Genomic DNA, 1,451 nt, shown 5'->3' with positions numbered 1-1,451 from the left:
GATACAGAGTTTCTGGCTGATAAGCTCAATCATAGTATTACTCCTGGTACACTTTAGCGAGATTATTTTTTTATTAAAAACAGGTGTAATTTTTGTTTGTGCTATTTTTGTTGTGTTTTCCTTTACTGTCGGTTATCTTTTAGGTGGTCCTGGAATTGACACTCAAAGAGTGCTAGGAGTAGGAACTGCTCAACGAAATTTTGCCGCAGCATTGTTAATAGGGACGAGTAACTTCGATGATCCCAATGTGGTGAGCATCATTATGGTCACAAGTTTATTAATGATGGTCATCGTGATGATTTTGGGAAAAAAGTTACCAGAACTAGACCACGCACAGACCAAAGAGGGAGTTGTTTCCTAGTAGCTGATTCACTGAACATTGCCTAACATTGTTGGACATTATTTGTTAGTATTGTCATGTCAAGTCAAGTAAAGTCAAGATTTTGTGAATGTAACTAAACGAAATCCAAGGTGATTTGTGCCGGTATCAGGGGCTTGAGACTCCCGTGCTTCAGGTCTATAACGACTACAGTAATTCGGGGCGCACAGGAAAGAACCCCCTTTAATCACATGCAAAGCACCTTGATCAGGTTTGTTGGGATCAAAACTGTCAACTTCATCAGGTCCTAACGGATTGAGGCTGTGGGCTTTACCTGAGTGACCAGTTTTATACCAGTCTGAGGTTAATTCCCAAACATTGCCTAGCATTTCATAAAGTCCATAACCATTGGGAGGAAAGGATTCCACAGGTGCAAGACCGAGATAGCCATCGGCCTTAGTATTAAAGAAGGGGAATACCCCTTGCCAGGTGTTAGCTTTTTTGGGCGAATACTGTTCACCGGCAATGAAGGCGTCGGCACTTAGACCACCCCGTGCTGCATATTCCCATTGGGCTTCAGTAGGGAGCAATTTGCCAACCCAATTGGCGTAGGCAATAGCATCATCATAGGCAATGTGAACCACTGGATAGTTATCTAAACCGTTGATGCTGCTATTGGGACCATAAGGATGTTGCCAGTTAGCACCCACTACCCAATGCCACCAGCTTAAATAAGCGATTTGTTGTACTCTTGGTTCGGGGGGCTGAAACACAAGGGAGCCTGGTTGCCGTTGCGAATCGGGTAAATCGGGAAATTGCTCTTTTGACAAGGGGCGTTCAGCAATAGTTTGATAGCCGGTGGCGTTGACAAACTTGCGAAATTCTGCGTTAGTCACTTCGTGGCGATCAATACAAAAACTATCAATGGTCACATCTTCTGCAGAATGCTCTGATGAGTAGTAGTTATCTGAGCCAATGGTAAAAGTCCCCTTGGGAATCAACACCATACCTTCACCACAGGAAATGGCAGAATCAACTCCTGAATTTAGCGCGAATGCGGATAATGGGCTTGGTACATTGATAAAGACAGCGATCGCGAAAGCAACAATAGCCAGTTGGTGAATTAAATTGA

General features: G+C 43.6%; 1 protein-coding gene and 1 pseudogene. One reads left to right on the top strand and one right to left on the bottom strand.

Annotated features, from left to right (window positions below; all coding sequences use genetic code 11):
• Positions 1-361: pseudogene (locus tag G4P69_RS38165) on the top strand (bile acid:sodium symporter family protein); the annotation flags it as partial.
• 74 nt (positions 362-435) lie between these two features.
• Here G4P69_RS38165 and G4P69_RS38160 read toward each other — a convergent pair.
• Positions 436-1,443, bottom strand: a complete 1,008-nt coding sequence (locus G4P69_RS38160; RefSeq protein ID WP_390694088.1) for a formylglycine-generating enzyme family protein — start codon at positions 1,441-1,443, stop codon at positions 436-438.
• Positions 1,444-1,451: the final 8 nt, after the last annotated feature.

It is taken from the genome of Aetokthonos hydrillicola CCALA 1050, from assembly GCF_017591665.1.
Lineage (GTDB): Bacteria > Cyanobacteriota > Cyanobacteriia > Cyanobacteriales > Nostocaceae > Aetokthonos > Aetokthonos hydrillicola.
The sequence above is the reverse complement of the archived record's forward strand: the minus strand, read 5'-3'. Positions and strand labels throughout refer to the sequence as shown.